General features: G+C 75.2%; 3 protein-coding genes. 1 reads left to right on the top strand and 2 read right to left on the bottom strand.

Annotated features, from left to right (window positions below; all coding sequences use genetic code 11):
• On the bottom strand, window positions 1-570 hold a 570-nt coding region (gene sigE / locus HGA02_RS16255), incomplete at its 3' end, for an RNA polymerase sigma factor SigE (RefSeq protein ID WP_168680135.1).
• Between the two features lie 206 nt (window positions 571-776).
• Between sigE and HGA02_RS16250 the strand changes: the two genes are divergently transcribed.
• The gene (locus HGA02_RS16250) at window positions 777-1409 is read left to right on the top strand and encodes an O-methyltransferase (RefSeq protein ID WP_124344264.1); all 633 of its coding nucleotides are present in this window, start codon (window positions 777-779) and stop codon (window positions 1407-1409) included.
• Between the two features lie 180 nt (window positions 1410-1589).
• Here the strand turns inward: HGA02_RS16250 and HGA02_RS16245 are convergent.
• Window positions 1590-2449: leucyl aminopeptidase family protein (locus HGA02_RS16245; protein ID WP_210728691.1), on the bottom strand; the 860-nt coding region annotated here is incomplete at its 5' end.

Raw genomic sequence — 2449 nt, 5'->3', positions numbered from 1 at the left:
CGACGCGGTGACGCGCCCGGCGGCGTGCGTGCCCTGCACCTCGGGCGCGCGGTGGCCCAGCGAGTCGCGCAGGCGCGCGCGGGCGCGGTGGATGCGCGAGCGCACGGTGCCGAGCTTGATGCCGAGCGTGACCGCGATCTCTTCGTACGACAGACCCTCGATGTCGCACAGCACGACCGCGGCGCGGTACTCGGGCGGCAGCTCGTCGAGCGCGCGCTGCACGTCGTGGTCGAGGTTGCCGTGCTCGTACGCGCGCTCCGGGCTGCCGAGGCTGTCGACGGACGCGTAGCGGTCGGAGTCGTCGCCCATCGCGTCCATGCGCACGCGCTGCTTGCGCCGCGCCTGGTCGAGGAACAGGTTCGTCGTGATGCGGTGCAGCCAGCCCTCGAACGTGCCGGGCGTGTAGGTGTTGAGCGACCGGAACACGCGCACGAAGGTCTCCTGCGTGAGGTCCTCCGCGTCGTGCCGGTTGCCCGTGAGGCGGTACGCGAGGCGGTAGACGCGCGCCGAGTGGTCCCGGACGATCTGCTCCCACGTCGGCGGCTGCCAGGCGGCCGGGGGCGTGGTCATCGGGTCGGGCTCCTTCGAGGTCTGCGGACGGGGCACCAGTCTCCCAGGTCGCGCGGCGGTCTTCGAATCGTGACGTGCGTCCTGGTGGAACGCCTCGACGGCCCGGAAAGTTCCGCGGCCGCCCCGCCCGCCTCCCTCGGGCGCCGCGGGTGCACCGATAGGCTGGCCGCATCCCACGCCCCACTGCACCGCCCCGGGAGGCTGCCATCTCCACCGACAAGGCCCAGAGCTGGGTCTACTGCGAGGAGTTCCTCCCCGAGGACGACGTGCTCCTGCGCGCCCGCGAGCGTGCGGCGCAGCTCGGCTGCACGCCCGTGCTCCCGGGGTCGGGGGCCGCTCTGTCGGTGCTCGCGGCGGCGGCCCAGGCGCGCGCGGTCGTCGAGGTCGGCACGGGGGCGGGTGTCGGGTCGCTGTACCTGCTGCGCGGCATGCCCGCGGACGGCGTCCTCACGACGATCGACCTCGAGGTCGAGCACCAGCGGGCCGCCAAGGAGGCCTTCGCCGAGGAGGGGGTGCGGGGCACGCGCACGCGCACGATCTCGGGCCGGGCGCTCGACGTGCTGCCGCGCCTCACCGACGGCGGCTACGACCTCGTGTTCGTCGACGCCGACAAGGAGTCCTACCCGGGCTACGTCGAGCAGGCCGTGCGTCTGCTCCGGCCCGGCGGCGTGCTCGCCGTCGACAACGCGCTGTGGCACGACCGCGTGGCCGACCCGGCCCGGCGCGACGAGACCACGACGACCATCCGCGAGGTCGGCCGCGTCGTGCGCGCCGACGACCGGCTGCTGCCCGCGCTCCTGCCCACGGGCGACGGCCTCCTGGTCGCGGTCCGCCGCTGAGCGGACCGGCCCGCGCGTCGCACCGCCGGTCGGGTGTCCGCGACGAGACGGCCTGCCCGTCACGCGGACGCGGACCGTCGACCCCGTGACGCGGGCGTGACCGTCAGCCCCGCCACGCGGACGTCGCCGTAGCCCCGTCACTCGGACGTGACCGTCAGCCCCGTCACGCGGGCGTGACCGTCAGCGCAGCTCGGCGAGGAACTCCAGCAGCAGGCGTGCGCCGTAGCCGGTCGCACCCTCGGTGACCTCGTGCTTGTCCGCGGTCGCGCGGGCGGGCCCGGCGATGTCGAGGTGCGCCCAGCGCCGGTCGCCGACGAAGTGCTGCAGGAACAGCGCGGCCGTGATCGACCCGCCGCCGATCCGGCGGTCGGACGGCACGTGCCGCAGGTCGGCGACGTCGGACGCGACCGCCTCCTCGTACTCGGCGACCAGCGGCATGGGCCACGCGAGCTCGCCCGACGTCTCCCCCGCCGAGGCCAGGGCGGCGACGAGCGCGTCGTCGGTGCCGTAGAGCGCGGCGTGCTGCTTGCCGAGGCCGAGCGTCGCGGCGCCGGTGAGCGTGGCGACGTCGACGAGCACGTCGGGGTCGAGGTGCGCGTCCGCCCAGGCGAGCGCGTCCGCGAGGACGAGGCGCCCCTCGGCGTCGGTGTTCGCGATCTCGACGGTCGTGCCGCCGAACAGCGTGAGCACGTCACCGGGCCGGTAGGACGCGGCGCCGACGTGGTTCTCGGCGAGCGGCAGCACCGCGGTGACACGGTGGGCGACGCCGGAATCGGCGGCGCCGAGCACGGTGGCGAGGGCGACCGCGGCGCCCGTCATGTCGGTCTTCATCGGGACCATCGCCTCGCGCGGCTTGATCGACAGGCCACCCGTGTCGTAGGTGATGCCCTTGCCGACGACGACGACGTGCTGCGCGTCGGGACCCGCGGTGGCGGGCCGGTACGACACGGTGACGAGCCGCGGCGGGGACGCCGAGCCGGCGCCGACCGCGAGGATCCCGCCGAAGCCCTCGGCGGTGAGCTCGCGCGGGGTGCGCACGG

Source organism: Cellulomonas septica, assembly GCF_012396155.1.
Taxonomy (GTDB): domain Bacteria; phylum Actinomycetota; class Actinomycetes; order Actinomycetales; family Cellulomonadaceae; genus Cellulomonas; species Cellulomonas septica.
The sequence above is the reverse complement of the archived record's forward strand: the minus strand, read 5'-3'. Positions and strand labels throughout refer to the sequence as shown.